A 26,110-nucleotide genomic window follows, 5' to 3' on the forward strand; every position below is an offset into this window, starting at 1 on the left:
AATGGTGACGGGTGCGCGAATATACGGGTCAACGAGCCGTTCGTCAATGCTTAAATCATCGAAATTTTAACGATGCTCAAAATAATAAAAGTTGATTACTTTGAACGCAGTCCAATTTGCACACACCCGCATACGTTTCGAGGAAGATTGATGACCGCAATCGCAGAACCCACGACAACTACAATCGTGCCCCTCGCCGGCAAGATCGGCGCCGAAGTGCGGGGACTCCGGGTGGACTCTCTGACGGACGCCGACGTTCGACTGGTCAAGGACGCGCTGTACCGCTACGGCGTGCTTTTCTTTCCCGAACAGGGCCTCGATCCGGCAATCCACCGGGCGTTCGCGCAGCACTTCGGCGAGGTAGTTCTTCCGCACGAGCACCTGTCGAACCTCGGCGACGAGGGCTACCGCGAGATCAGCGTGATCGGCACCGAGAACGGAAGCGCGTACCAGGCCAATCGCTGGCACTGCGACGTTTCGTGGCGTGACGCTCCGTCCAGGTTCAGCATTCTTCACATGCAGGTTCTTCCGGAGTTCGGCGGCGACACCATGTGGTCCAACCAGTCCGAGGCACTCGACGCTCTGTCGGCGCCGTTGCGTGAACTCCTGTACGGCTTGACCGCTAAGCACCGCATCGCACCGAGGGAGAATGTTCCCGAAGCCGATCACCCGTTGGTGATCCGGCATCCCGAGACCGGGCGCGAAGCACTCTTCATCAACGACCTGTTCACCAGCTACATCAACGAACTCGACGCGGACGAGAGTGCTGCGATCCTGGGCGTACTCAAGGCAGTGTCGATCCGGCCGGAATTCACGGTCCGCCGCCAGTGGACCGTTGGCGAAATCGCTATCTGGGACAACCATTTTGTCCAGCACAATGCGATCTACGACTACGCGGATCAGCCGCGCCGCATCCATCGCATCGAGGCTGCTCCCGAAGCTCCCATCCCTGCTCGCTGACACTGAAGTCGTCGCGCGTCTCTCCCTGCCGTTCACGAACCACTGTCCGTGAGCAGCATGATCTTTCATCCCGACCACCAGCAGCACTTGCCCCTGCAGGGCCCCTCGAAAGGTTTCTCCGTGAACAGCCGCTCCATCCTCAGACGTCCCTCCCTGCGGGGGCTGGTCGCCGTTGCTCTCTTCGGTGCTCTCACCGTGACGGGATGTAGCTCGGCCGTGGATCAGGCCGGTGCGGGAACGGAGGTTGTCGAGGGCGGCATCTTGCGGATCGGCGACAGTGGGGATCTGACCCCGGCCTCGTTCTTCTCGGGCGTTCCGGTGAATGCCGCGCTCTCCGGACTCGTCTACGACACGCTGATTACCTATCCGGCGGGAAGCCTCGACCCGCAGCCTGCGCTTGCCGAATCGTGGCAGGTGTCCGAAGACGGGTTGACGATCACGCTCACGCTGCGGCCCGACGTCACGTTCCACGACGGACGCCCGATGACGTCGGACGATGTGCAGTTCAGCCTCGAAACCTACGCGGACCCAGCCCGTTCCGGCCAGCTCGCACGAACGGCGCAGCTGATCACCAACTACAACAGGCCTGATGATCACACGATTGTGCTCACACTCGCGCATTCGGCCGGCAACTTTTTCGATCTGCTCGATGTCGTGCCCGTCATCGACCGCAACACCATGGCCGACTTCGATTCGGGTAAGGCATACAACGGAACCGGAGCTTTCACCTTCGCCAACTGGCAACCCGGCACCGGAATGACCTTCGAGGCCAACGAGCAGTACTGGGACGGCGCACCCAACCTCGACGGCGTCGAGTACGTCATTGTTCCCGATGCCCAGACGCGGGTGTCGCAACTTCGGTCGGGGCAGCTGGATCTGCTGCTCAACGCGGCTCCGCGTGATGCCGATATGCTCGCCGCCGACCCCAACTTCGAGGTCGTCGATCAGACCGGCGTACTGCGCACGTGGTACATCGGTGCGAATGTGCAGGCCCCGGGTCTGGGGGATGTCCGCGTCCGCCAGGCAATCGCTCATGCTGTGGATCGCGAACGGCTACTCGACGACGTGAATCAAGGGCATGGCACATCCGACAACCTGCCGTGGCCGGAGTACTCGCCGGCGTTCGATGCGAGCCTCAACTCCACGTACAACCATGACGTCGACAAGGCGAAGGCACTCGTCGCCGAGGTTGGCGACATCCCGGTCATTCCGATCAGCTACACCGCGGGATCGAGCGAGTCGGAATCCATCGCTCAGATCATTCAAGCGGACCTTGCCGCAGTCGGTATCACGACGGTCATCGAACCAATCGATGCTGCGACGTCGGTGAAGAATCTGATCGGCGGAACGTATGGCGGGCTCTGGATCACCTCGCATGTATTCGCGCAGTACACACCCTCGACGCTGCCGACCAGCGCCTATCCGTTCAATGCCTACAAGAACACGTCGAATTTCATCGATGCGGATTACCAGGCTGCTACCGAAGCGGTGTGGCGAATCACCGATCCGAAGAGTCCGGAAGCTCTTGCGGCATACCAGGTTCTGAACCACGAACTGCTCGACAATGTCGTGGTGATCGGACTGCTCAATGCAGACAATACGCTCGCGATGTCCGCAGCTGTCCACGACGTGGACTGGTCGAAGAGGGCGGAACTCGATCTGAGCAATGCCTATTTGAGCGAGTGATCGGTCATGCTCTCGTATGCACTTCGCCGACTGCCCTCGGCCTTGCTGGTTCTGGCAGTCGGCTCGATAGTGATCTTCACTCTGTTGCGACTGGTACCTGGTGACCCAGCCAGTGTGTTGGCCGGTCCGGATGCAACTCCGCAGGCTCTGGAAGCACTGCGTGACGAGTTGGGGCTGAACGGTTCCCCACTGGTCCAGTACTTTTCGTGGATCGGCGGAATTCTGACCTTCGACCTCGGTCGGTCGTTGATTCTCGGTGGCGAGATTTCCGCGCTGATGCTCGATGCGCTTGGTAATACCTTGCTCCTCTCGATCACCGCGTTGATTTTTGCGGTTGCTGTTGCCCTCGGCTTGAGTACGGTGTCGGTCATCATCGATCGGCGGTGGCTCAACAGCATCGTGACAGCGTTCGGCACTGTCGCCGTCGCGATCCCGAACTTCGTGACGGGAGCGCTCCTGGTGGTGTTGTTCGGTGTGGTCTGGGCGGTGTTGCCGGCCGGTGGAATTCCCCGCAAGGGTTTTCTGGACGACCCGGGCATCACGGTGCAGTATCTGATCCTTCCCGCGATATGTCTCGGGCTTCCGATTGCGGCCGCGCTGACCCGGTTTCTCACCGAGTCGCTTCGCAGTCAACTCGCCGAGTCGTACGTCACAACGGCTCGAGCCCTGGGTATTTCGCGTCGACGGATCATTCTGACTCAAGTGCTGCCCAACGCGCTGCCGTCGACCGTGACGGTATTGGGGATGCAGATCGGTCATCTCCTCGGTGGCGCCGTACTCGTCGAGGCGATCTTTGCCTGGCCAGGCCTCGGAAACCTCATCGAGCGTGCGATCTCGAGCCGGGATTACCCGGTGGTCCAGGTAATGCTGTTGTTCTCCGTGGTTCTTTTTGTCATCGTTCAGCTCGCCACGGATCTCGTCAACGCGTGGCTCGACCCTCGAATTCGATTGGGGAGTCAGCCATGACCATGTCTCTCGAGAAGTCTGCCGACGGTACCGGCGCCGACCGGGACGACCGCTGGACTGCGCTGCGAAGCGGTCGCGGACTGATCGGCGCCGCGTTGGTCGGGGCAGTTGTCCTTGCCGGACTGCTCGCGCCGTGGCTCGCTCCGTTCGCACCGGACGAACAGATACGTGGGGCGACTCTGCTCGGCCCGAGCAGTGATCATTGGTTCGGTACGGATTCTGTTGGACGCGACGTGTTTTCGCGGACGCTGTACGGTATTCGCATCGACCTGCTGGTGATCTTCGTAGCTGTCCCGGTGGGAGCTGTGATCGGCTCGTTCCTCGGTCTGGCCGCATCGCGCGCCGCCTGGCTCGATACCGTGCTTCAACGCTCTTTCGACCTGATTCTCGCATTCCCGACAATCGTTCTCGCTATCGCATTGACGATGGTTATCGGCCCGGGAATCGTGACGATCTCGGTTGTTATCGTGCTCGCCGAAATCCCGGTGTTCGGCAGGCTGATGCGAACGTCGGTGCTGACTGTGCGCGAGCTGCCGTACGTCGAATCGGCCCGAACTCTGGGTGCGGGTGAAGGTTGGATCTTACGACGCCACGTTCTGCCCAATTGCCTTGAACCACTTACCGTTCAACTCGCACTGGCGATGTCGGTCGGTGTGTTCGTCGAAGGCGCGATGAGCTTCCTCGGGCTCGGTGTCATTCCGCCGATGCCGTCGCTGGGTTCACTCATCAAAGAGGGAACCCAGAATGCCTATCATTCGCCGTTCTTTGTTTTCGGTCCGCTTCTGGTCGTTGTTGTTCTGGTCCTCGGACTGCTCCTGATTTCGCAAGCGCTGGCCGCCAGGTCTCGGCGCCGATAACTACTCTTCTTCCGAACAAGGACACCCTCGTGCGAACTGCTCTCCTCTCCGTCCGCGACCTGCATATTGCCTTCGGGCAGCAGCCTCCCGCCGTCAACGATGTCACTCTCGAGGTGTGCCGGGGTGAGGTCGTCGCCCTCGTGGGGGAGTCCGGTTCGGGTAAGTCGATGACGGCCCGCGCGATCCTCGGTCTACTCCCTGACGGAGCCGAGGCGCGCGGTTCGATCGACCTGGACGGCACATCCGTACTCGATGCGACCGAGGACGAATTGAATCGGCTGAGGGGCTCCACAGTCGCGCTGATTTTCCAGGAACCGCAGAGCGCGCTCAATCCCGTCCGTCGTGTCGGATGGCAGATCAAAGAAGCGATTCGCGCACATCGCACAGTCACATCCCGTGATGCTCGCGCCCGCGCAATCGAACTCCTCGAGCAGGTGGAGATTCCGGATCCACAGCGCCGCGTCGATTACTTTCCGCATCAACTCTCCGGCGGGCAGAAGCAGCGTGTTGCGATCGCGTTGGCGCTGGCCAACGAGCCCGATCTGCTGATCGCCGATGAACCGACCACCGCGCTCGATGTCACCGTGCAAGCCGAGATCCTGGCACTGCTCGACCGGATCCGTCAGCGGACCGGAATGGGAATTCTGCTCATCACTCACAACATGGGAGTTGTTGCGCAGCATGCAGATCGAGTGATCGTCCTCCGGCATGGTGAAGTTGCCGAGGTGGGGGACACGCACGCACTGTTCGCAGCGCCGACCCACCCGTACACCCGCCGACTGCTGGCTGCAGTGCCGCGCCTTCCCGAGGAGGCGGCTCCGGTTCCGGTTTCGGTTCCGGTGGAGTCGACCGAGGATACTGTGCTCGAATTCGCGAGCGCCACAGTGCAGTTCCCGGCCAGACATGGCAGTCCTGCCTTCCTGGCAGTTGACGACGTGAGCCTTACGGTCCGCCGGGGCGAGGTCCTCGGTCTTGTCGGTGAGTCGGGTTCCGGAAAGACCACGCTCGGCCGCGTTGCTGCCGGTTTGGTGCCGTTGGCGGCTGGACGTGTTCTGTTCGGTGACCACGATCTTGCTGAAACACCGCCACGGCAGCTGCAGGAACTACGCCGTGATCTCGCATTTGTTCACCAGGACCCCGCCGCCTCCCTCGACCCGAAACTGACGATCGCAGCAACCATCCGTGAGCCGTTCGACGTCCACAAGATCGGTACGGCGGGGGAAAGGCGCGCTCGCGTACTCGAGATGCTCGACGCCGTTCGGTTGCCCAGTACGTTGGCCGACCGTTTTCCACATCAACTCTCGGGTGGGCAACGGCAGCGCGTTGCACTCGCCCGCGCACTGGCGCTGACGCCCAAGCTGGTGATTGCGGACGAGCCGACCAGCGCGCTCGACGTCTCGGTGCAGGCCGAGGTGCTGGAGCTGTTCACCGAGGTGCAGCGTGATCTCGGGTTTGCTTGCCTGTTCATCAGCCACGACCTCGCCGTTGTCCACCAGGTCGCGGACCGGGTTGCAGTGCTGCGATCCGGCTCCGTTGTTGAGATCGGCAGCGTCGACGCGGTCTTCACCGCACCGCGTGATGCCTACACGAGGGCCTTGATCGACGCCGTTCCGGTGCCTGACCCCACGATTGCCCGCGATCGCTCGACTCACTTGGCCTCGCTCGCTGTGTAACCGTGCGCAGTGGTGCGTGCACACGGGTCACAGCTAGGCGCTTGCCGGGGCACTGGTGTGAAGGCAACGCAGAAATTCCGTGACGATGACGGAATCTTCACCTGCGCGGGTGGCGACCATCAGCGACGAGGACGGGGCGCCGTCGATCGGCAGGATAACAGTGTCAGGGGTCTGTACTCGTGACACCGACGCAGGCAGTATTGATATCCCGACGCCGGCGGACACCAGGCCTACCACGGTTTCGTGATGGATCGCTTCTTGGACAACATTCAGTTGGACAGTGTGGTCGCGCAACATGTCCCACACTTGACCGACGAATCCCGGCATCATCTCACGTGGAAACAGTACGAGCCGTTCGTGTGCTAGTTGGGCGGGCGCAACCGATCGTAGACGCGCCAGCGAATGCTCCTTGGGTACTACTGCGACCATTGGCTCTGTAAGCAGCGGCTCGATGTTGATGTCGTCGTCGACCGTGGCTGTCCGAACAAGACCGACGTCGAGGGAGTTGGTACGTAGGGCTTCGAGCTGCTCTCGGGTGGTCAAGGGATCCAGCTTCACCTCCACTGAAGGGTGCGTGTCCCGGAATCGTCGCACCGCGCGGGGCAGGATGGTGACGCTGGCAGAACTGACGAAGCCGACTCGCACGCGGCCTCGTTTCCCAGCGCCGAAATCTGCAGCTTCGATGACGGCATCCTGGAGTGTTGCAAGCAGCACGGTCACTCGTTCCCGGAATGCCTCCCCGGCAGGCGTCAAGCTCACCCGTCGGGTCGACCGATCGAACAACCGCGTACCGATCTCGGACTCGAGCTCGCGAATATGCACGCTGAGCGGAGGTTGTGAGATATGTAGGCGTGCAGCCGCTTTACCGAAGTGCAGCTCTTCTGCGACTGCGACGAAGTAGCGAAGATGTCGAAGTTCCATTCGATGATTATTCCGTATCTGTTATCAATTACCCCAATTTAAGTATTGGACTGCAAACAATTAGTGCGATGTACTGAATGAACGAACATCGTCACGCCATCCGGACCCGGTCCATGACTTCGATGTCCGCCAGCCACATTGAACGCCACGCTTCTGCCCGCGCGGGGGCGTCGACCCGCGATGACAACTTTATCCAATTGCGTTACGCCGTCATTTATTTCGTATCCTCGCCGTCCCGTCATGTAATCCTCCAATGCTGCACCGATTGGGTGCGGCCCGACGAAAGAACTCGCTTGTGAATACATCCACAGTCGGCCCGGCAACCGTGGTCGGCCTGATGTCCGACATAGCCGCTGTCGGAAACGATCCCACTCGTGGCGGCTATAGCCGACCCATCTACTCCGCCGCTGACATGGAACTTCGCGAGTGGTTCATTTCCGAGGCGCAGCGTCGCTCGCTTGACGTCGAAACCGACCGCAACGGCATCATCTGGGCGTGGTGGAACCCGGCAGGTCTGCCCCTGTGTGACGCCGTAGCCACCGGCAGTCACCTCGATTCGGTTCCGGGGGGAGGCGCCTACGACGGCCCTCTCGGCGTTGCGACGGCATTGATCGCCATCGATCTTCTTCGGGCGCGCGGCTTCGTTCCCCGTCGTCCCGTCGTGTTGGCCGTATTCCCGGAAGAGGAAGGTTCACGCTACGGACTCGCCTGCCTCGGTTCGCAATTGCTCACCGGCGATGTCGATCCTGACCGCGTCCGCGGGCTCGTCGACTCCGACGGTGTCACATACGCCGAACTCGCGATCGCGAATGGGCACGATCCACGGCACATCGGCCCCGATCCGGAGCGACTCGCCGGCATCGGGGTATTCGTCGAGCTTCACGTCGAGCAGGGGAGGGGCCTGACCGACCTTGGTCGGCCGGTTGCCATCGGCTCGTCGATCATCGGGCACGGCCGATGGCGTCTGTCGTTCAACGGCCAAGGCAACCACGCCGGAACCACATTGATGACCGATCGACGTGATCCGATGATCGCAGCAGCGCAGACGGTCCTTGATGTGCGACGTCTCGCGGGCAATCACCGCGACGCCCGCGCGACCGTCGGCAAGCTCGATCCAATCCCAGGTGGTACCAACGTGATCGCGTCGCGGGTCGACGTATGGCTCGATGTCCGCCATGACTCCGATGCCGTCGTCGCCGCGATCGTCTCCGATATTGCCGATGCAGCCCACCGTTCCGGTGCCGACGAAGGATGTGACGTCACCCTGACTGAAGCATCCATTTCCCCTACCGTTTCCTTTGATCCGATCTTGCGTGACCGGATCAGCCGTGTTCTGCCGGACGCGCCGATTCTGGCCACCGGCGCTGGGCACGACGCCGGCGTGCTGGCTGCATACCTACCTACCGCGATGTTGTTCGTCCGAAATCCCACCGGAATCTCTCATGCGCCACAGGAATACGTCGAGGACGTCGATGCCGAGGCTGGTGCCGTCGCTCTCGCCGACGTACTTCAGGACTTGTCAAATCGCTGATATCCACTGGTAACCAACAGATTTAACATGTGCATCGTGTAAGTACCGGACCGAAGGAATAAACAAGATGACCGAGACTACCAACTACCTCATTGTCGGAGGCGGCCTCGAGGGATTGGCGATCGCGTGGTCGCTTGCCGACCGCGGTGAGACCGACATCCTCGTAGTCGAACGAGACACAACCTGTTCCGGTATGACCGGCAAGTCAAGCGGAGTTGTCCGGTCTCATTACGGCACTCCGTCGCTGGCCGCCATGTCCTGGTACAGCGTCGATGTCTTCGAACGAGCGACGGAACTGTTCGGCGACGACATGGCCTTCCAGCAGTGTGGATACGTCGTGGGGGTAGCGGAGAACAACGTCGAACCGCTCCACAAGAACGTCGCCATGATGCAAAGCTTGGGAATCGACGTCGATCTGATCGGCCATGACAAGATGCATGAACTCTGGCCCCAACTTCATCTCGACGATTTTGCCGCTTTTGCCTACGAGCCTCGCGGTGGACGCGGGGAGGCGTACATGGCAGGTATGGCGTTCGGTGCTGCGGCCCGTCGGCTCGGCGTAACGATTCGGCAGTCCACTGAGGTCGCCGAATTACTTCGCGGCGACGACGATCGCGTCTACGGTGTGCGCCTTGCCGACGGCAACGAGATTCACAGCGGCACAGTTATTCTCGCGACAGGTCCCTGGGCGCCTGCGCTCACCGCGCCGCTGGGCTTCGATCTGGACGTCAAGGCGCAACGAGCTCAGCTCGTCCTCGTCGATCAGGGCGAGCCGACGCCGGTGGTGCCGGTACTCTCCGACCTCGCCGGCCTTTCCTATGTGTGCCGTGAGCCGAATGGTGAATTGTTGGTGGGTAATTCGGATCACCAAGCCCCGCAGTACATCGACCCGGACAACTACATCAATCGCGCGGACGAGAGCACGCTCGAGATGATCGTCATGAAGATGGGGCACCGACTCCCTGACATGCCGGACCCGCGTATCACCAGCTCGTACGTCGGGGCGTACGACGTCACGCCGGACTACAACCCCATCATCGGTCCGTCGCCGGTGGACGGCTTGTTCTTGGCCACCGGATTCTCCGGGCACGGATACAAAATCTCCCCGGCAGTCGGCAAGCTTGTCGCTGAATTGGTAACCGACGGTTCGACTACTCTGCCGAATGTGGACCCCCGCGACTTCCGGTATTCCCGTTTTGCCGAGAACGACCTGCTGGTGAGTCTGAACCCCTACGAAGGTGCCGGCGAAATGCGCTGACGAGAGGTCAGAGCGACGTCGGTTGCGCGGGAACCGCAAAGACCAGCTGACCGCCACCTCGAAGAGACGACGACGTTGGCGTTCGCTTCGAGGTGGTGGTCGTGGTGGGGCAAAAGGGTTTCGCTGGACCTGTTGCCCACTCAGGAAGTGGGCAACAGGTGCGCGTCAGACCCGAGGCGGTGTGCGGGAGACAAGGCCTCGGAAGTTGCCGGCGTGATGTACGAGCGGATCTCGTTCGGTGTCGACGTCAAGCCCGAGCACCCGGAGCAGCACGATGACGTGGTCTCCTCCAGGAAACAGGCTGTGAATCTCGCACTCCAGCCACACGCCAGCTCCCTGCACGAGCACTGCTCCGTCGGACGTCACGACGGTCTCCACGCCCGCGAATCGATCCCCCTCCTTTGCGCCCAGGGTGCGACACAGCGTTCCCTGATCCGCTGCCAGCACGCTGACACCGAGCCGCGGCGTGTCCTGAAGGCGCCGCCAGGTCCGTGAGCCGTTCATGGCGCACACCGAGACCAGCGGCGGATCCAATGACACTGCAGTGAAGGAACTTGCCGCCATGCCGACCAGCTCACCGTCGATTTCGGCGCACACGGCAGTTACCCCGGATGGCAGGTTGGCGTATGCGGTCCGCAGGGCCATCACGTCGTCGCCGATCGTCGTCAATTTCATGAGCCTGCTCCCGTAGTCGTGATGGCCTGTCGGTGGGTAGTGGTGGGTGTGAGCGGTCAAGCGTTGGTCGGAGTGAGGCCGCCGTTGCCGTTCACCGAAAATCCCTGCGCGAGTAGCGAAGCACCGAGGTTGCGGGTGTAGTTGTCCACCCGGTAGTGCAGTGAGAATGCCCTGGTGTCGCGGTAGAAGCGTTCGAGCGGGTATGTCTTGAACATGGAGCGTGAGCCGCAGATGTCGAGGCAGCGCCCCGTGACCTCGAGTGCTACTTGCTTGGCCGTCGTGAGTGCGTGGACTCCGCGGAACTCGCCCTCCGACGGCTGGCCGGCATCCCATACCGCTGCGGCGTCGAACAGTGCGGCGCGAGCGGTCGACAGCTTGGCTGCCAGTTCGCCGAGCTGGAACTGGATCAGCTCGCTGGTGGCCAACTGCGGACGCTCGCGCACCCATTCGAGAGTGAAGTCGAATGCTCCCCGAGCGGCGCCGAGGTGGTTGGCCGCGAACGCGAGTGTGAATGTGCGGGTGTCGTCGGTCTCCCACGCACCGGGCTTACCGAAGATCGCGTCGTCTGGCAGTACGTAGTCGGTGACCTTGACGGCCCAGCTGACGGTGGAACGCATTCCGAGCACGTCCCAGTTGTCGATCAATTCGACCTCGGGTACATCGCGCGGCACGAGCACGGCAACCGTGCGGTGGTCGTAACTCTCCGTTCCCGGCAATGCGAGCCAGATGATGTAGTGCGAGGCGCCGGGGCCGAGAGAGGCGAAGTGCTTGGTGCAGTTGAGAACCCACTGACCATGATCATTGCGGGCCAGCTGGTTGCTCGAGGTTCCGACGTTGTTCTTGCCGGGTGTCGCCTCACTGCCGACCGACGCGACCAGTTCGCCGGCCTTGGCGATCGGGACGACGTACTTCTCCATCTGGGCGTCGGTGGCCGCGTGCGCCAGCATGCCGATGGCGTGGGAGTGGACCTGGAACAGCTGTGCAGTCGGGGCGTCGATGGCGGCCATTCGCTCGATGAGCTCGTAGTAGTCGGCGAATCCGCCTTCGCTCCACAGTCCGGGTCCGCCCCACTTCTCCGGGAGGGTCAGCGCGAGGAGGTCCGCCTCGTGCAGTTCGGCGAAGTTCTCGGTCGGGAAGATCGCTTCGTCGTCGTAGCGGCGGGCACGGGCTCGGAAACCTGCTGTGAGGGCGTCGATCGCGGCCAGGCGTTTGGTCTGCTCGGGGGAAGTCATGGTTTCTCCTTCAGTGCTGGAATGTGAGGGCTGGAATATGAGGGCTGGTGTGTGAGTGCAGGGCGAGGGCGATCAGTGTGTGTTGTGGTGCCTCATTTCAACTGGGTAGGTCAGCGCGCACATCGGATCGACGGCCACCAGGTTTCGGGTCTCGGCGGGCAGCGGTTCGGCATCGAAAGCGAACCAGCGCTCGTCGGGGATCGTGGGGAATTTGTTTCGCACCACGGACTCCCAGTGCGGGTCGTCCGCGTTTCCGGCGGCCGAGCACAGCCCGCTCTCTACTGTTCGGCCATCGGCCAATGTCACTGTGAGAGAGCTGCGTCGGACTGCGGGGAACCCGGCTTCGAGGTCGGGATCGACGACAATCTCCACGACGCCGGCTGTCCGAGCGATCGCCGGATCCCCGAGATCACGCGTGATCGACTCGAGTCCGAAGCCGCCGGTGGTCAGGTACGCGGCCAGCGGCCAGATCAGGTTGAACTGGGCCTCTTCGCTCGTGGACGGCACCATCCGGGCCAGGTCGGCCGCGGCTTGGAAGGTGCGCACCTGGACGCGTGTTACTTCGGCGGCATCAAGGCGCTCCCGCCCTAGCCGGCGCAGGATCTGCTCGGCGCCGGCCAGCGCCGGGTGCACCCAGCGGCAGCACGGAAACGGTTTGACGTAGGTATCCATCAGCTGCCATCGGCGGCCCAGATCGGCGACCACGCTACGAAGGCGGTCGGCGACGAACTCGGAGCGATGGGCAGTGAAGCCGGCCGCAGCGAGCTGGGCGCTGGTGACACCGACGTGCGCTCCCCACCCCATAGCGTCCTTGGCCATGGTGGGCTCGGCGACTGCGCGCATGATCAAGTCGACCGGGGCGTGATACTCCGCCAAACCGATCGCCGCGTCCACTCGCTCGGGCGCCAGCTTCAGAAGGCGGGCGCTGGCAGCCGCGGCTCCGACGGCGCCCCACGTGCCGCTGCTGTGAAAGAGAGGCCAGCGATCGTGCTGCGCAATCGCGGCGCGGAGACCGACCTCGTAGCCGATCACTATGGCGAGGAGGAATTCCTCATGGCTGGCGCCGGTCGATTCGGCCATCGCGAGCGCGGCCGGGATGATCACCGCTCCGGGGTGGCCCTTGGCGAGTGAATGTCCGTCGTCGTAGTCGACGGCGTTCATCACGGTCCCGTTGGCGAGCGCTGCGCCGGGTGCCGAGACTCGGCGTCCGTCGAGCAGGCACGTTGCCTCGTCGCCGCGCATGGTTGCCGCGACGTAGTCGGTGATGATGCGCGCCGAGCGCAAAGGGGTTCCGGCGCGGGCCGCAACGGAGGCGTCAAGGCACAGCATTCCCAGCCGGCGTCGAACCTCGGGCGGTAACTGCTGCCAGGTGAGCCCGACGACGAACTCCAAAACGTCGCTCACATCAGTTGTTGGGTTATGCACAACTGTGATCGTCATATTTGCAACACCTGAAATATGCGTCGGCGACTCGTTTTTCATACGTGGTCCTCCTGGTTCGGCAGGTGTTCGGCGAGGCGCGCAGCGTGGCCGATGAGCGCGGCGAGCATGGCAGTGCGCGGAACAACCGAGTCGCGCACTACCGTCTCGGCGCGACTGCACTGGTCGAAGGCTGTCGGTCCAAGTCCGTCGAGCGCGAGGGGTGCGAACTGGGCGACGATGCTGGCGTCCGATCCACCCATCTCGTCGATCCGACGCAGCGCCAGTCCGGCGGCGGACGCCAAGTCTTCGGCGAGTGTGTAGACGGGGCCGGTGGAGGTTCGGGGGAGTGCGGGTCTGGTGATGCCCCCGGAGATTTCGACGGTGATGCCGTCACCCGCGCGTGCCTCGGCCAGGCGGCGAACTTCGGTGACCAACGACCGGCCCGCTGCGTCATCGGGGGCTCGCAGGTCGAGGTGAAGTTCTGCATGATCTGGCACGACCTGGCGCGCGGTGCCGCTGCGCAGGATTCCGACACTGCAGATCGTCCGACGATCCCGGTCCGTGAGCGATTCGAGTTCCTCGACGAGCGGCGCCAACGCACGGAGGGCACTCTCTCCGGTGACGTCGGTGGAGTGTGCCGTGCGACCGTGGCCGGTGATGATCATGGCCCCGACCGCGCCGCGGGAGACGATCACTCCACCGTCGATCAGACCGGCCTCGAGCGCGAGACACACGTCCGTGCGCCGCCCGAGGTCCGCTAGCCAACTTCGGCTGTCGACGCTGCCGAGTTCCTCGTCGGGTACCAGTGCGTACGTGATCGTGGCGATGCCAGGCACCGACGTGTTGAGGGCTGCCTCGATAGCGTGGACCGCCATCGCGAGGGCACATTTCATGTCGCCGAGTCCGGGCCCGGACATGATCGGCGCGTCGGTAACGATTGGCCAGTCGTTTGTCGTGTCGGCGGGCCACACCGTGTCGGCGTGGCCGAGTACGAGGAGCCTGAGCCCTGGTCGACCGGTCTCGAAGGTTGCTTCGAATGCCTTACCCCGATCCGGTGCGATTGTGTGCCAACTCGTGGTGAAGCCCAGTGCCACAAGCTGTTCCGCGACAATTCTGCTCACCTCGTCGACTCCGGCCGGCAGGAAGGATCCGCTCTCGACAGCCGTGAGTCGCTCGGCAAGATCGAGAATGTCGGGCAGTCGCGGTTCGAGTAACAGGGTGAGCTCGGCGACAGACGCGGGCACCGGCGATGGCTCGGACGGCATCAACTCAGACATCGGCATCCTCCGCGCCGGGGGCTATGCCACGCGCAGCTTCAGGATTGAGGGCCCGGCTGACGTACTCTCCCGCGGCTGGTCCGTACAGCTGCCACAATCGGCGAAGCTCGCGCAGGGGTTCGGGGTGCTCGTCCACCCGCAGGTCGACGAGTGGGAACGATTCGTGCCCGTGCACACGCAGGCAGGCCGACCGCAGCGGGTCCGGCTCGCCGCCGGCAACCAGTCCGGCCTCGAGCGCACGGACCAGTCGCTCGCCCAGCTCCATTTCGGCGTCGGCATCGAAGGCTGCACTCGCAGCCACGCCGACGGCGTCACCGACCAGGATGTTGCCGACGACGACATGATCGGCAGCAGTGACAACGGAAACCCCGTTCGGGTCGACGTGAGCGCCGGTCCAGCCGACGCCGGGCCCGGTGATGCCGATGGCTGCGAGCTGGCGCCAGTCTGCGTGGACACTGGAGTGGCGAACTCCCTCGACGGCTTCGATGGCGCTCGCTCCGAGCGTCATCAGATCGAGCATCCGTGGTCCGAGGCGGGGATCGGTGCGATGTTGGGTGACGACGGCGCCGACTCCACTTCGCAGCCACGGCACGCGTGCGCCGACCGCGACGTCGGAGGTACTGGTCGCGACACCGAGCTGCCCGGTTCGCTCGCACCGGGCGACGATGGAATAGGTCATCGGGTCACCGCCCACATGTCGGTGCGGCCCCATGAGACTCGGCAGGGCGCGCCAACGGTGACACTGGCGGGCAGGGTGCGGCTGGCTAGGTCGGCTGTGATGACCTGGCCGTTGGCGAGTTCGACGCGCACCGAGGTGCGTGCACCGAGAAAAGCGATATCTGCCGCGATGCCCTCGGCACGGAAATCGGCGTCGTCCTCGGACTGGAGCGCGACCATTTCGGGGCGAAGGATCAGGGTCACTTTCTTGTCGGCCGGGACCTCGCCCACTCCGGCGACGCGGCCTTGACCCACACCGGGAATGACCACGTCGTACGAGCCTGATCCTGCACCGGTGACGGCTGCGTCCAGGCTGTTCGACGCGCCAACGAATCCGGCAGCGAAGCGTGTGGTGGGTTGGTGGTACACATCGGTGGGTGTCGCGACCTGCACGAGGTCGCCATTATGCATGAGCCCGACCCGATCGGACATCGCGAACGCTTCCTCCTGATCGTGGGTGACGTAGACGAAAGTGATGCCCAACTCGTGCTGCACCGACTTGAGCAGAACCTGCATCTGTCGTCGCATGCGTAGATCCAAAGCGCCAAGAGGTTCGTCGAGCAGTAGCACCCGCGGCCCCAGGACGAGCGAGCGCGCCAGCGCGACACGCTGTTGCATACCGCCACTGAGCTGGCGTGGGCGGTGATCCTCCTTGCCTCCCAGTTCGACCAGATCGAGGAACCGGGTGACCTTCTCCTTGATGGCGTGCTTGTTTTCCTTGCGTTCGCGAAGTCCGAACGCGACGTTCTCGAAAACATTCAAGTGTGGAAAGAGCGCGTAATTCTGGAAGACGGTGTGCACCGGTCGCTTGTGTGGTGCCACGCCCTGGATCTCCGTGTCGTCGACGAAGATGCGGCCGGCGGTGGATTGCTCGAGACCGGCGATCATGCGCAATGTCGTGGTCTTGCCGCAGCCGCTCGGCCCGAGCAATGAGAAGAACTCGCCGCCCTTGATATCGAGGTTGATGCCTTTGACGACTTGATGGTCGCCGAAGGCGCAGGCGAGGTCCTCGAGCCTGAGCGAGGCGGGGTTGTGGTCCCGGTCGGCGGTGGTTGTCATGAGATTTCTTCTTCCGAGGTGACGCGACGTGCCTGCTTCGTGGGCCAGAACGAGGCCAACGCGACCAGAGACATCAATACGAGCGAGACGAACATGAAGGCGACAGCGATTGCGTTTACTTCCGGCGACGTTCCGTGGCGGGAGAGGCTCAGGATCAGTACCGGTAGCGTCTCGGTCTCCGGCCCGGCCAGGAAGACTGTGCTGACGACGTCGTCGAACGAGAAGGTGAAGGAGAGCAGCGACGCAATGACGACGGCGGGCATCATCATGGGCCACAACACCCGCAGGAACACCCGGTACGGCGGTGCGCCCAGGTCGGCGGCAGCTTCGTCATACGTCCCGGTCAAGGTCGCGAAACGCGATTGCAGTACCAGTGTCGCGTAGGCCGAGCAGAACACGATGTGTCCGGCTACGACCGACCAGGTGCCGGTGGTGAGCCCCAAGCGCTGGATGACGACGAGGATGCCTGCGGCAATGACAACTTCCGGGATCATCAATCGGGCATAGGTGAGGGTCTGCAATACCGCGCCGGTCCGCTTGGGTAGGCGCGAGACAGCCATAACGGCGGCCAGCGACAGAATCACTGCGATCACCGTGGAGAGCATTGCGATCAGGCAACTCGTCAGGAAATCCTGGCGGACCCGTTCGTCGGCGAACACCCCGGTGATCCACCGCAGAGTCGCACCACCCCAACCGATCAGATTTTCGTTTGCATTGAACGCATTGACGATCACCATGCCGATGGGCAGGTAGAGGAACGCGAGGACGAGGCCGGTGACGATCGCTGCCGGGCTGATCCGACGCTTCATGTGATGTCTCCCAGACGGTCGAGTCGCTTACGCGAGGCGAAGAGCACGGCGAGCATGACGACCATCAATGTGGTTGCGATGGCCGCGCCGAACGGATAGTTGCCGGTGGACAGGAATTGTTCCGCTTCGACATTGCCGATCATGAGAGTCTTCGAGCCGCCGAGGATTGCGGGGATGGTGTACTCCCCGGTTGCCGGAATGCCGACCAGGAGGACACCCGCGATGCTGCCGGGCATGGCCAGTTTCACCGTGATCTTCCAGAAGGTCCGTCGCCTGCTCAAACCCATGTCGGCGGCCGCCTCTTCCAAGCCCGGATCGATGCGATCGAGTGCCATGAACATCGGAAGGATCATCAGCGGTAGGTAGCCGGCGACCATGCCGATACCGATTGCGAGCGGCGAGTATCCGAGCTGAGTGCCCTCCGGGACGATCCCCAGAAGCGCGGCAAGTTTCGAGACTGCGCCGCTCGGTGAGAGTAGTTCGAGCCACGCGTAGGTGCGCACCACGAAGCTGATCCAGTACGGCACGATCACGGCGACCAGGAGAAGTGCCTTGAGCTTGCCCGTCGCACGCGAGATCGTCAGCGCGACAGGGAATCCGAGTAGGACACATACCGCAGTCATGAGAGCCGTCATGCCCAGTGAACGCACCACTGCGCCGACGTAGGTACTACTGAACAGTTCGCTGTAATTCTGGAGTGTGAAACCTGACTGCACCTCGAACGTGAGCAGGTCGAACTTGGAGACGCTGTAGACCACAAGGAATGCCAGCGGGACAACGAAGAAGGCCACGACGTAGACCGTCATCGGTGTCGCGAGCAGGATTCCGGACCAGCCTCGACCCCGCCGCAGCGCGTTGCTCTGGCGGGGAAGCCGCGGCGAGGGCGGGGTGCCCTCCACCCGGTCCGTCGATTCGCCGGGCGGAGCGACGAGTTGATCCTGGGTCATCAGTTTGCCTTGATCCGGTTCCACATCTTGGCCCGTAATTCGGTGTCCTCGGCGGACAGGAACTTCTCCGCTACGAATGGCGAGTTCGGGTTCGGTTGGAGCGCAGGGTTTTCCAGGATTCCAGGCTCGATGTACTGCTCGGCCGATGGCATAAGGTATGAGGCGCCGGTGTTGTTGATGAACCCGCCGTACGTCTGCGGCTCCAGGCGGAAGTCGAGGAACTCGAGAGCTTCCTCGGTGTGCTTGCTCCCGGGTAGGAGAGCGACGCCCTCGATGTAGCCCGGAGTGCCCTCCGTCGGCGAGACCCAGCCAAGCGAGTCGTTCTCGGCCCCCGCGTATGCGTAGTCGTAGGCGACGGCGATGAGTGCCGAGCCGTCGATGATCGCCTTCGCCTGACCTTTTTGCTGGAATGAGAGAAGGTGCGGCTTGATGTCCTTGATCTTCTCTTCTGCTTCGGCGAGCTGGCCGCTGTCAGTGGTGTTGATGTCGTAGCCGAGCGCCAGTAGGGCGATGGACACTACGTCGAGGTCGTAGTCCGGCAGCACGATCTTGCCCGTCCACTGCTCGGCGTTGTCGAAGAGTTCCTTCCACGACGTCGGGGGATTAGGCACCTTCGTCTTGTCGAAGATGATTCCGACCTTGCCGAGGTCCGTAGGGATTCCCCACGGGAACTGGTCGCGGTACTCCTGCGGCACGTTCGCGAGGTTCGGAACCTGGGCAGGGTCGAAGTCGGCCAGTAGATTGCCGGCCTCCAACCGGGCAGCCGTGGCGTTGCCGACCGCGACGAGATCGTAAACACCTTTGTCCTTGGCCAGTTGGGCTGCCAGCGCCGACGAGCCGCCGTCGGGCAACGCGAACTGCTCGATCGTGATCCCTGGGTGAGCATTCTCGAAATCCGCGATCTCGGTCTCGCCGACCCAATCGCCGTAGTTGAGGAACTTCAAGGACACAGTGTCGGTGTCCGCCGTCCCTTCGCCGCATGCCGTGAGCGCGACTCCGAGCGTCACACATACGGTGGCCGCAGAAAGTATTCGCCAGGTCTTCCGACGCATGAGTCCTCTTCTCGAATTGGCTATATGGCAACTCCAGTTGCCGTATGGACACCATGAATACTGTCCTGACGATATGCCTGGCTGGTGTCGTCGTCGTTACAACTCTGTTTCCAATGTTGCAAAAAAGGCATCTACTGTTGCGCTATATGCAACTAATGAAGGAAGCTTGCAGCATGCCACCCACACGCGACACCAGTATTCGGCGAGGCTTGGAGGTCCTGCTTGTCCTTCAAACGAGCCGCGCCCGCGAGAAAGGGGGGCTCGGTGTCACCGAACTCGCCCAGATCCTCGACATGGACAAGAGTCAGATCTCGCGCAGTCTCAAGGTGCTCACCGAGTACGGAATGGTCGACCGGGATCCCAAGACGCGCGCTTTCCGGTTGGGCTGGCGGATATTCAACATGGCGCAGGTGAGCGGAGACCAGCGTCTATTGGAATGTGCGGGTGAGGTTCTCGACGACTTGGTCATTCGGCTGGATGAGTCCGTGTACCTTTCCGTGCTCTCGGGCTTCGAGGCTCTCACTGTTGCTGAACGGACCGCCAAACACTCGATTCAGGCGATGCCCGCACAGTGGTCGCTGTACTCGACGTCGGTGGGCCGCGTACTGCTCACCGACAGAACTTCCGCCGAAATCCGCGGGATGTACGAGGGACGGACATTGCGCACGGCGCGCGACGGTGGTGTCAGGACGGTCGACGATCTCGTCGAGACAGTCTCCAAGGTCCGCGACGATGGCCATGCGATCGTGGTCGACGAGTTCGAGGTCGGTCTGGCTGCTGTCGGCGTACCAGTACGTGATTACCGGGGTGTGCTCATCGGCTCGCTCGGCGTCTCCGGCCCGACTTTCCGCTTGGAACCCAAACTCGAGCGAGCCGTAACCGATCTGAAGCAGTCAGCGCAGCAACTCGAGGACCTCCTTGCTGCGCGCAACGTCGAGCGCTTTCCTCTCGGATGGGGCGCATGACGGCGCCGGCGCAGGTAGCAGTCATGCAGGTGGCGCCTCGCATGCTCGATCTCGACGCCAACGTGGAACTCACTGTGAGCGCCGTCAAGACAGCCCGTGAGCGAGGAGCCGACATCGTCGTCCTCCCCGAACTGTCCTTGAGTGGCTACATGTTCGAGACCATGGACGAGGTTTACTCCTGCGCCGTTACCGCCGAGCACCCGGTCTTTACGAGATGGGCGCAGGCGCTCGAGGGCTCACCGGGGTTGGTCGTGGGCGGGTTCGCAGAGCGATCGGGTGACGACGTACATATCAGTGCAGCCATGGTCAGTGCGTCGGGAGTCCAGGCCGTCTACCGGAAGACGCATCTGTGGAACCGGGAGAAGCGCTTCTTCACCGCCGGCGTCAAGGCGCCTCCGATCGTCGATACCGGTTTCGGTCGAGTGGGCGTGCTGATTTGCTACGACCTGGAGTTCCCGGAGATGGCGAGGAGCCTTGGCATACGAGGCGCCGACTTGATCGCGGTGCCGACCAATTGGGCGCTCGACGCCCGCCCATACGGTGACGAACCGCCTCAGGTCATGCTGGCCCGCGCCGCCGCGCGGACAAACCACATCTATATCGCGTGCGCTGACCGCTCGGGCCGCGAGCGAGATCAGGAATTCACCGGCGGCTCTGCTGTCATCGACACGGCTGGGTGGGTGGTCGAAAGGCCTGACGCCGCAGGGCTTGCGCTCGCTTCACTGTCTCTGTCGAGGGCGCGCGAGCGGCAAATCTCCAGCGTGAATCACGTCTTCGGAGATCGCCGCCCCGAGTTGTACACCGGGGTGTTCAAGGCCCTCGACGCAGTGTGAGGTGTTGGGGCCGGAACGCACACAAGTCTCCCTCGGATGGCTGATCCAGCCACGCAGGGGAGACTTGTGTGCACTTGTACCTGTCTCAGGGACCCCGAGGACTACTTCGCGGGATTCAGTACCAGTGAGATTGAGTTGATGCAGTACCGCTGATCCGTCGGCGTGGGGTAGCCCTCGCCTTCGAAGACGTGGCCGAGGTGGCTGTGGCACTTCTTGCAGATAACCTCGACGCGGCGCATTCCGAGGCTCACGTCTTCCTTCAGAATGACGGCGTCGGAGTTTGCGGGATCGAAGAACGACGGCCACCCGCAATGCGATTCGAACTTCTCCGTGCTGCGGAAAAGTTCGGCGCCGCACGCGCGGCAGGAGTACACACCTTCGGTGGTGGTGTCGGTGTATTCGCCCACGCCGGGCCGTTCGGTGCCGGCTTGACGCAGGACCGCGTACTCGGCCGGAGTCAGTTTTTCGCGCCACTGCTCGTCGGTGAAGGTGACTTCGGGGGTGTTCTCTGTAGAACTCATGCGTACACGCTAATCCTTTACTGCAGGTTCGGCTTTGTTTGCAGGTGGAGCGGCATCCACAGGCGGATCGAGCAGATAGACGGGATCGATTCCGCGGTCGAGACGGCCTTCGCGTCGGGCAACCAGATACCGGTATCCGAGGACGCAGAAGATCACGATCAGCAGCAGACTCCACCCGAGAGTGCTCTTCATGTACTCCGCTGCTCGGCCGAACGCGGGCCAGCGGAGTGACCACCAGTCGTCGAATGTCATGCAGCCGTACACGGCAAGCCAGGCCGGCCAGTTCCGCATGACGGAGTTCTTGAGAATCACCGACATCAAGAGCGGGAACAGCATCATCGAGTAGTACATCTGGCCGAGCGACGGGAGCAGGAACGACGCGGTCATGATGACACCGGTTGTAGTGGTGAGGAAGAACAGATCGTCGTTGCGGTAGTACCGGTAGAGAAGCCACAGCGAGATCAGAACCATGACGGCGAAGACCGCGCGCAGGGCGAAGACCAACCACTCGGGAAGCCCGAAGTAGGCGCCGTTGCCGACTATCGAGCTGTTGAAATAGTCGCGCGATTCCAGCAGATACGGCACGGTGCGTTCGACAAATGCCATCGGGTCCGCGGACAGCGGCACCGCGACAACGGTGAGGATGAACGGGATACCGAGTGCCGTGACAAAGACCTTCCACTGACCACGAACCAAGGGCAGCAGCAGCAGCGGCGCAAGAGTGGGTTTGACGGCGAGGGTGATGCCGATCGACGCGCCCGCCCACAGATCCTTACGGCGCATCAGGAGGAGTAGGAACGCCATCTCGCTGAGAAGCACGATGCCGTTGATGTTGGTGAACACCAGAGTGTTGGTGACGGTCTCCGACGAGAATGCAGCAAGCACGAGAATTGGCGCGGCGATGGAGCTGATTGTCAGGTCGAACAGACGCAGCAGCAGATAGAGCGCGACCAGGATTGCAATCGCGTTGGCGCCGATGAACAGCCAGCGCGAGCGCTCGGGATCGAGGATGGCCAGCGGTGCCATCAGCAAGGATCCCGATGGGGGATACAGGTAGTGCGGATCTACGGAGTTGAAGTCCGCGGTGTAGACCTCGCGGCCGTTCCAGAATGCCAGCGCGGCGTTGTAGACCGGCCGGAAATCATCGGTGATCGACCCGTTGACGGCTTTGACGACAACGCGATTGATCACGGTCATCACGGCGATCGGCCACAAAACGTAGTTGACGACTTGTTGGGTTGTCCGCCCGGTGCGAGGCTCGATTTGTCTAAGGAACACTTCGGAACGGTACACCGAGACACGAACAGATCTGGGGATGCACCCTGGATTGGCGGGTGAGCACCGTCATATTCGGCTAGGCAGGGCACACATTGCCGTTGGCGGGCAGGCTCTGATTCTCCAGGTAGGACACCGCGGCCTGTTGGACGCAGGCGGATTGCATCGCGGGGTGTCCGGAACCTTGCCAATCAAGGCTGGCAAATCGGGCGCCGGCGTTGGTGACAACTCCGGTGACGGTGGCCAGTCCGCTGTTGCCGACGGCGGGGTCGGCTTGGCCGCTGAGCACGAGAACAGTCGGTTTCAACGCGGTGGGCAATGGCGTCGGAGTGGTAGTCGGCCAACTCGCGCACGCCGACAATCCGAGTGCGGCTTCGTTCCCGAACACGGGGTAGGACTTACCCCATGATTGTTGGAGTTCGCGGATGCGGCCCACTCCCGGCCACTGAACGCCGTCGGTGCAGCGTCCGACGAACTGACCGTCACTGGCGAGGGCCTTCTCCGCGGCTGCGGCACGCTCGCGCATGGGTACGGGGTTCCCGGTTCCGAGCGCGCTGAGTGCGTCGGCAAGGGACGTTGTGTCCAATTGGCGATTCTGGCTCGCGATGGCGAGACTTGCCGAGATCGCGCGGGCGATCGATGCCGCGGACAGGGGGCGGAACTCACCGGCTCGCGCCCGTTCCATCAGTGCAACGACGGCGGCGTGGGGGTCGGGGCCGAGCGAGCAGGACAGCGCTGCGCAGCGAGTGGCAAACGCCGTCAACGCGGCTTCCTGGCCTTGGACTCGGCTTTCTTCCTCGGTGGTGGCATCGGTTGCGATCGGTGCCGGCGAGTCGAGGATCAACCGGGCCAGATTGTCGGGATATGTTGCGGCGTAACTCAATCCGATGTCAGAGCCGGAGCCGGCAGCCCACAGTGCGATGGTGTCGACATCCCATCGCGTGCGGAGCGCGTTGATGTCGTCGGCTGCGGCGTCGGCTCCGAATTCGAGTTCTTGTGGATCGAGGTAGTCCGTGCAGGAGATAGTTGCGTCGTGCCCGAGTGCAGCGACGGCGTCGGCCGCGTCTCCGCTGGAACTCGGCTCGAACTGGCCGAGATCAGCGAGTCCACGCCGAGTATCGGGCTCCATGCATTCGATGGGTGTGGAGCGGTCGATACCGCGGCGGTCGAGAGCCACAACGGGGTGCGCTGCGAGGACGGCGGTCAGTCCGGTTGCGGACAGCATGGCCAGGGTGCTTCCCGACGAGCGATCGGTCCCGGAGGTGAAGACGATCGGGTACGCGTTCGCGGGAGTCGACGACGTTCGGGCCCGGGTCGCCGCGGCGGTAAATGTTCCGTCGATGCGGCCGCTGGTGTCGATGGGTGCGCTGAATTCGGCGCATTCGATGATGACTCCCGTGCTGGTCGCAGACAACGCAGCGTCGGCAAGAGATGTTCCGCTGCAGTCGCGCCACGGGAGGTCACTGGTCGGGACGGCCGGAGCGGGAACCGGGGGAGTTGTCGTCGCTGATGTGTCGGAACTCCCGGGGGTACCGCCGCTATGACCTTCGACGGCGACATCCGGGCGGATGGAGGGCCCTGCGCCACAGGCACAACACGTCGCCAGGACAAGTGCAATCAAAGCCGCTCTGCGCATGCCGACCAGAGTGCCAGGTTCAGTGCCGGGGACGTTGACGAACCCACCGCGACAGCACCGTGCCGTCGGAGTCCGTGAGGATATGTGCGGGCGTCATCGGGGTGGGAAGGGACTGCGCGGAGAGGGAAATCCGTCCCGCATTGCCGCCGACCAGTTGCGGAGATGTTGTGACGCACAGTTCGTCGACGGCGTTGTCCGTGATCAGTTGGCCGAACAGCGATGGTCCGCCCTCACACAGGATCCGGCACAACTTCAGCTCGGCAACCGTGTTCTCGATGTCCACGCTGCGCACCGCCGCACCGACGCTGCGGTGAACGTCGGCACCGGCAGCGCTCAACTTCGAGACGGCAGAGGCGTCGGCGTCGGCGCCCACCAGCAGAATCGGTGGGACTTCGGCGTCCCGAAACAATCGGCTTTCAGGGTCGATCGACGCGCGCGACGAGACAACCAAGATCGGGGGCACCGGCGCAAGCCCCGACGCGACCCGGCGCGCCCGAGCGTCGTCGGTCATCACCGCGCCGCGGTAGTTCTCGGCCCGAGCTGTTCCGGCTCCGACAACAACCACGTCGCACAGCTCGCGCAGCGTGTCGAACACGGTCTTGTCCGCCGGAGTGCCCAGGCCGCCGCTGAGCCCGCTGACGGAGACGGCACCGTCGATGCTGGACACGAAGTTCACCCGTATCCAGGGATGCTGCAAGTTTTCCGGATATGAATAGAGTTCTCGGAGCCGCTGCGGCTGATCCGGTGTGAAGTAGGTCGCAAAATCCAGATGGTGCATATGAGAGATCACACCACGTAGATACCCTTGATGGATGCCTCAACGTCTTGTCGATCGCAGTCCGGTGGTACCCGCCGATCAATTGGTCGCTCAAATGGTTCCACCCGCAATGTTCGACGACGTGAGCTTTGCGTCCTACATCCCGGATCCCAACGAGCCGAGTCAGGCAGCTGCTGTTGCAAAGACCGAGGAATTCTCGAAGCGCGTAGCCAAGATCCGGGCCGGCGGTCGTCGTGGATTGTTCGGCAAGAAGACTCAGGCAACCGGCGCTGGTCTGTACCTCGACGGCGGTTTCGGTGTCGGTAAGACCCACCTGCTGGCGTCGATCTTCCACAGCGTTCCCTCGCCCAAGGCATTCGGCACGTTCGTCGAATTGACGCACGTCGTCGGCGCACTCGGCTTCAACAAGGCCGTCGAGGCATTTTCGGAGCACAGCGTTCTGTGCATCGACGAATTCGAGCTCGATGATCCGGGCGACACCATGCTTGTTTCTCGCCTGTTGTCCGAGCTGTCGACGCGCGGTGTGTCCATCGTCGCGACGTCCAACACACTTCCGGGCCAGCTCGGTGAGGGCCGCTTTGCGGCGCAGGACTTCATGCGTGAGATCAAGAAGCTCGGTTCGATCTTCGAGACCATTCGCGTCGACGGTCCCGACTACCGCCACCGCGATCTGCCGCCGGCCCCCGAGCCGATTTCTTCGGAAGAGTTGATCGCTCGCGCCGAGTCCGTCGACGGCGCAACGCTCGACAACTTCGACGAGCTGTGCAAGCACCTCAGCACGCTGCACCCGTCGCGATACAACAAGCTGGTCGAGGGTGTTCGTGCTGTTTACATCGACGGCGTGCACCCCGCGACAGACCAGTCCGTTGCGCTTCGGTTCGTGGTTCTCGCCGACCGTCTGTACGACGCGAGCATTCCGGTGACGGTGTCCGGCGCTCGTCTGGACGAAATCTTCACCCCCGAGATGCTGGCCGGCGGTTACAAGAAGAAGTACCTCCGTGCCATGTCGCGTCTGCTTGCGTTGTCTCGCTTCGAGGTTGCCGCGAGCTAGTCGGCGCGA

The 26,110-nt window shown here is 62.8% G+C and carries 24 protein-coding genes; 10 read left to right on the forward strand and 14 right to left on the reverse strand.

The genetic code is table 11. The features are described from left to right. Positions 1–150 precede the first annotated feature (150 nt). The 5 genes from FFI94_RS13210 (at position 151) to FFI94_RS13230 (ending at position 6,142) form a co-directional block, all read left to right on the forward strand. Positions 151–960, forward strand: coding sequence for a TauD/TfdA family dioxygenase (locus FFI94_RS13210; RefSeq protein WP_138868261.1), 810 nt, complete (start codon positions 151–153; stop codon positions 958–960). Between the two features lie 120 nt (positions 961–1,080). Continuing rightward, positions 1,081–2,646: an ABC transporter substrate-binding protein gene (locus FFI94_RS13215; protein ID WP_260684079.1), complete on the forward strand. Its 1,566-nt coding sequence runs from the start codon at positions 1,081–1,083 to the stop codon at positions 2,644–2,646. Positions 2,647–2,652: 6 nt separating this feature from the next. Continuing rightward, positions 2,653–3,612 (forward strand): ABC transporter permease, encoded by a 960-nt coding sequence (locus FFI94_RS13220; protein WP_138868262.1) that lies wholly within the window; start codon positions 2,653–2,655, stop codon positions 3,610–3,612. A 2-nt stretch (positions 3,613–3,614) separates the two neighbouring features. Continuing rightward, on the forward strand, positions 3,615–4,469 hold the full coding sequence (locus tag FFI94_RS13225) for an ABC transporter permease (protein ID WP_397495560.1): 855 nt from the start codon (positions 3,615–3,617) through the stop codon (positions 4,467–4,469). A gap of 29 nt (positions 4,470–4,498) precedes the next feature. Beyond that, complete coding sequence (locus FFI94_RS13230) at positions 4,499–6,142, forward strand: ABC transporter ATP-binding protein (protein ID WP_138868264.1); 1,644 nt, start codon at positions 4,499–4,501, stop codon at positions 6,140–6,142. Positions 6,143–6,175: 33 nt separating this feature from the next. On the opposite strand, the gene FFI94_RS13235 is transcribed toward FFI94_RS13230, so the two are convergent. Continuing rightward, a complete protein-coding gene (locus FFI94_RS13235; RefSeq protein ID WP_138868265.1) occupies positions 6,176–7,063 on the reverse strand; it encodes a LysR substrate-binding domain-containing protein in 888 nt (295 codons plus the stop codon). 295 nt (positions 7,064–7,358) lie between these two features. Between FFI94_RS13235 and FFI94_RS13240 the strand changes: the two genes are divergently transcribed. Then, positions 7,359–8,594 carry an allantoate amidohydrolase gene (locus FFI94_RS13240; protein WP_260684081.1) on the forward strand — a complete coding sequence of 412 codons (1,236 nt, stop codon included), beginning with the start codon at positions 7,359–7,361 and terminating at the stop codon, positions 8,592–8,594. Positions 8,595–8,661: 67 nt separating this feature from the next. Next, positions 8,662–9,852 (forward strand): FAD-binding oxidoreductase, encoded by a 1,191-nt coding sequence (locus FFI94_RS13245; protein WP_138868267.1) that lies wholly within the window; start codon positions 8,662–8,664, stop codon positions 9,850–9,852. Positions 9,853–10,017: 165 nt separating this feature from the next. On the opposite strand, the gene FFI94_RS13250 is transcribed toward FFI94_RS13245, so the two are convergent. From FFI94_RS13250 to FFI94_RS13290, 9 genes are all read right to left on the reverse strand, one after another. Beyond that, on the reverse strand, positions 10,018–10,527 hold the full coding sequence (locus FFI94_RS13250) for a flavin reductase family protein (RefSeq protein ID WP_138868268.1): 510 nt from the start codon (positions 10,525–10,527) through the stop codon (positions 10,018–10,020). Between the two features lie 56 nt (positions 10,528–10,583). Further along, complete coding sequence (locus FFI94_RS13255) at positions 10,584–11,759, reverse strand: acyl-CoA dehydrogenase family protein (protein ID WP_138868269.1); 1,176 nt, start codon at positions 11,757–11,759, stop codon at positions 10,584–10,586. A gap of 72 nt (positions 11,760–11,831) precedes the next feature. After that, positions 11,832–13,199, reverse strand: coding sequence for an MmgE/PrpD family protein (locus FFI94_RS13260; RefSeq protein WP_185993186.1), 1,368 nt, complete (start codon positions 13,197–13,199; stop codon positions 11,832–11,834). A 38-nt stretch (positions 13,200–13,237) separates the two neighbouring features. Continuing rightward, positions 13,238–14,458 (reverse strand): M20/M25/M40 family metallo-hydrolase, encoded by a 1,221-nt coding sequence (locus FFI94_RS13265; protein WP_185993187.1) that lies wholly within the window; start codon positions 14,456–14,458, stop codon positions 13,238–13,240. After that, on the reverse strand, positions 14,451–15,137 hold the full coding sequence (locus FFI94_RS13270; protein ID WP_138868272.1) for a DUF1028 domain-containing protein: 687 nt from the start codon (positions 15,135–15,137) through the stop codon (positions 14,451–14,453). Before FFI94_RS13270 ends, FFI94_RS13265 begins: the two co-directional genes overlap by 8 nt. Beyond that, positions 15,134–16,234 carry an ABC transporter ATP-binding protein gene (locus FFI94_RS13275; RefSeq protein WP_138868273.1) on the reverse strand — a complete coding sequence of 367 codons (1,101 nt, stop codon included), beginning with the start codon at positions 16,232–16,234 and terminating at the stop codon, positions 15,134–15,136. The genes FFI94_RS13270 and FFI94_RS13275 overlap by 4 nt, the downstream gene beginning before the upstream one ends. Then, positions 16,231–17,043, reverse strand: a complete 813-nt coding sequence (locus FFI94_RS13280) for an ABC transporter permease (RefSeq protein WP_138868274.1) — start codon at positions 17,041–17,043, stop codon at positions 16,231–16,233. Before FFI94_RS13280 ends, FFI94_RS13275 begins: the two co-directional genes overlap by 4 nt. After that, entirely contained in the window at positions 17,040–17,990 is a 951-nt protein-coding gene (locus FFI94_RS13285; RefSeq protein WP_138868275.1) for an ABC transporter permease, read from the reverse strand. The genes FFI94_RS13280 and FFI94_RS13285 overlap by 4 nt, the downstream gene beginning before the upstream one ends. Then, on the reverse strand, positions 17,990–19,042 hold the full coding sequence (locus tag FFI94_RS13290) for a PotD/PotF family extracellular solute-binding protein (RefSeq protein WP_138868276.1): 1,053 nt from the start codon (positions 19,040–19,042) through the stop codon (positions 17,990–17,992). The genes FFI94_RS13285 and FFI94_RS13290 overlap by 1 nt, the downstream gene beginning before the upstream one ends. Positions 19,043–19,215: 173 nt before the next feature. Here FFI94_RS13290 and FFI94_RS13295 point away from each other — a divergent pair, with 173 nt between their 5' ends. Continuing rightward, complete coding sequence (locus tag FFI94_RS13295; RefSeq protein WP_185993188.1) at positions 19,216–20,007, forward strand: IclR family transcriptional regulator; 792 nt, start codon at positions 19,216–19,218, stop codon at positions 20,005–20,007. Beyond that, complete coding sequence (locus FFI94_RS13300) at positions 20,004–20,840, forward strand: nitrilase-related carbon-nitrogen hydrolase (RefSeq protein ID WP_221937747.1); 837 nt, start codon at positions 20,004–20,006, stop codon at positions 20,838–20,840. Before FFI94_RS13295 ends, FFI94_RS13300 begins: the two co-directional genes overlap by 4 nt. A 101-nt stretch (positions 20,841–20,941) precedes the next feature. On the opposite strand, the gene msrB is transcribed toward FFI94_RS13300, so the two are convergent. The 4 genes from msrB to FFI94_RS13320 all read right to left on the reverse strand — a co-directional run bounded on the left by msrB (position 20,942) and on the right by FFI94_RS13320 (position 25,050). Next, entirely contained in the window at positions 20,942–21,361 is a 420-nt protein-coding gene (gene msrB, locus FFI94_RS13305) for a peptide-methionine (R)-S-oxide reductase MsrB (protein WP_138868279.1), read from the reverse strand. Between the two features lie 9 nt (positions 21,362–21,370). Then, positions 21,371–22,654 carry a glycosyltransferase family 87 protein gene (locus FFI94_RS13310; protein ID WP_138868280.1) on the reverse strand — a complete coding sequence of 428 codons (1,284 nt, stop codon included), beginning with the start codon at positions 22,652–22,654 and terminating at the stop codon, positions 21,371–21,373. A gap of 61 nt (positions 22,655–22,715) precedes the next feature. Continuing rightward, a complete protein-coding gene (locus tag FFI94_RS13315; RefSeq protein WP_138868281.1) occupies positions 22,716–24,272 on the reverse strand; it encodes an alpha/beta fold hydrolase in 1,557 nt (518 codons plus the stop codon). Between the two features lie 19 nt (positions 24,273–24,291). Next, complete coding sequence (locus FFI94_RS13320; RefSeq protein ID WP_138868282.1) at positions 24,292–25,050, reverse strand: pyrimidine reductase family protein; 759 nt, start codon at positions 25,048–25,050, stop codon at positions 24,292–24,294. 34 nt (positions 25,051–25,084) lie between these two features. Here FFI94_RS13320 and zapE point away from each other — a divergent pair, with 34 nt between their 5' ends. After that, positions 25,085–26,101 carry a cell division protein ZapE gene (zapE, locus tag FFI94_RS13325; protein ID WP_138868283.1) on the forward strand — a complete coding sequence of 339 codons (1,017 nt, stop codon included), beginning with the start codon at positions 25,085–25,087 and terminating at the stop codon, positions 26,099–26,101. The last annotated feature ends 9 nt before the right edge of the window (positions 26,102–26,110 follow it).

The organism is Rhodococcus sp. KBS0724 (genome assembly GCF_005938745.2).
In the GTDB taxonomy this organism is placed as follows: domain Bacteria; phylum Actinomycetota; class Actinomycetes; order Mycobacteriales; family Mycobacteriaceae; genus Rhodococcus_F.

What these genes read in the sequence shown, in the direction of transcription:
- FFI94_RS13210 (WP_138868261.1), top strand. Translation starts at nt 151, where the DNA reads ATGACCGCAATCGCAGAACCCACGACAACTACAATCGTGCCCCTCGCC.
- FFI94_RS13220 (WP_138868262.1), top strand. Translation starts at nt 2,653, where the DNA reads ATGCTCTCGTATGCACTTCGCCGACTGCCCTCGGCCTTGCTGGTTCTG.
- FFI94_RS13225 (WP_397495560.1), top strand. Translation starts at nt 3,615, where the DNA reads ATGTCTCTCGAGAAGTCTGCCGACGGTACCGGCGCCGACCGGGACGAC.
- FFI94_RS13235 (WP_138868265.1), bottom strand. Translation starts at nt 7,063, where the DNA reads ATGGAACTTCGACATCTTCGCTACTTCGTCGCAGTCGCAGAAGAGCTG.
- FFI94_RS13245 (WP_138868267.1), top strand. Translation starts at nt 8,662, where the DNA reads ATGACCGAGACTACCAACTACCTCATTGTCGGAGGCGGCCTCGAGGGA.
- FFI94_RS13250 (WP_138868268.1), bottom strand. Translation starts at nt 10,527, where the DNA reads ATGAAATTGACGACGATCGGCGACGACGTGATGGCCCTGCGGACCGCA.
- FFI94_RS13255 (WP_138868269.1), bottom strand. Translation starts at nt 11,759, where the DNA reads ATGACTTCCCCCGAGCAGACCAAACGCCTGGCCGCGATCGACGCCCTC.
- FFI94_RS13260 (WP_185993186.1), bottom strand. Translation starts at nt 13,199, where the DNA reads ATGACGATCACAGTTGTGCATAACCCAACAACTGATGTGAGCGACGTT.
- FFI94_RS13265 (WP_185993187.1), bottom strand. Translation starts at nt 14,458, where the DNA reads ATGTCTGAGTTGATGCCGTCCGAGCCATCGCCGGTGCCCGCGTCTGTC.
- FFI94_RS13270 (WP_138868272.1), bottom strand. Translation starts at nt 15,137, where the DNA reads ATGACCTATTCCATCGTCGCCCGGTGCGAGCGAACCGGGCAGCTCGGT.
- FFI94_RS13275 (WP_138868273.1), bottom strand. Translation starts at nt 16,234, where the DNA reads ATGACAACCACCGCCGACCGGGACCACAACCCCGCCTCGCTCAGGCTC.
- FFI94_RS13280 (WP_138868274.1), bottom strand. Translation starts at nt 17,043, where the DNA reads ATGAAGCGTCGGATCAGCCCGGCAGCGATCGTCACCGGCCTCGTCCTC.
- FFI94_RS13285 (WP_138868275.1), bottom strand. Translation starts at nt 17,990, where the DNA reads ATGACCCAGGATCAACTCGTCGCTCCGCCCGGCGAATCGACGGACCGG.
- FFI94_RS13290 (WP_138868276.1), bottom strand. Translation starts at nt 19,042, where the DNA reads ATGCGTCGGAAGACCTGGCGAATACTTTCTGCGGCCACCGTATGTGTG.
- FFI94_RS13295 (WP_185993188.1), top strand. Translation starts at nt 19,216, where the DNA reads ATGCCACCCACACGCGACACCAGTATTCGGCGAGGCTTGGAGGTCCTG.
- FFI94_RS13300 (WP_221937747.1), top strand. Translation starts at nt 20,004, where the DNA reads ATGACGGCGCCGGCGCAGGTAGCAGTCATGCAGGTGGCGCCTCGCATG.
- msrB (WP_138868279.1), bottom strand. Translation starts at nt 21,361, where the DNA reads ATGAGTTCTACAGAGAACACCCCCGAAGTCACCTTCACCGACGAGCAG.
- FFI94_RS13315 (WP_138868281.1), bottom strand. Translation starts at nt 24,272, where the DNA reads ATGCGCAGAGCGGCTTTGATTGCACTTGTCCTGGCGACGTGTTGTGCC.
- FFI94_RS13320 (WP_138868282.1), bottom strand. Translation starts at nt 25,050, where the DNA reads ATGCACCATCTGGATTTTGCGACCTACTTCACACCGGATCAGCCGCAG.
- zapE (WP_138868283.1), top strand. Translation starts at nt 25,085, where the DNA reads ATGCCTCAACGTCTTGTCGATCGCAGTCCGGTGGTACCCGCCGATCAA.